Origin of the sequence: Vibrio sp. M260118 (genome assembly GCF_036533755.1) — a bacterium.
Taxonomy (GTDB): Bacteria; Pseudomonadota; Gammaproteobacteria; order Enterobacterales; family Vibrionaceae; genus Vibrio.
Genome location: NZ_JATABG010000740.1, coordinates 1 through 356 on the forward strand (window position 1 = coordinate 1; position 356 = coordinate 356).

Here is a 356-nt window from a genome sequence, read left to right on the forward strand (position 1 = left end):
GTCTACAGCCGATTAAATGGCTTTGACGTTAAAATGTTAGAAGCAGCAAAAGACCTTGGAGCAAGTGAATGGGTGATCTTAAAGCAGATTATTTTGCCACTTGCAAAACCTGCTGTCGCTGCGGGTTGGTTACTTAGCTTTACGCTATCTCTGGACGACGTGATTATTAGCTCGTTCGTTACTGGGCCAACTTATGAAATTTTGCCATTGAAGATCTATTCTATGGTTAAAGTGGGTATTTCACCTGAGGTGAATGCTCTTGCTACCGTGATGTTGATTGTCTCCTTGTTACTAGTTATCGCTTCGCAGCTGTTGGCTAGGGAGAAAGTGAAGTAACGATCGACATACCGTACACG

General features: G+C 43.3%; 1 protein-coding gene. It reads left to right on the forward strand.

Translation table 11 applies throughout. The features are described from left to right. On the forward strand, window positions 1–336 hold a 336-nt coding region (locus QTO00_RS20940), incomplete at its 5' end, for an ABC transporter permease subunit (RefSeq protein ID WP_331426418.1). Between the last annotated feature and the right edge of the window lie 20 nt (window positions 337–356).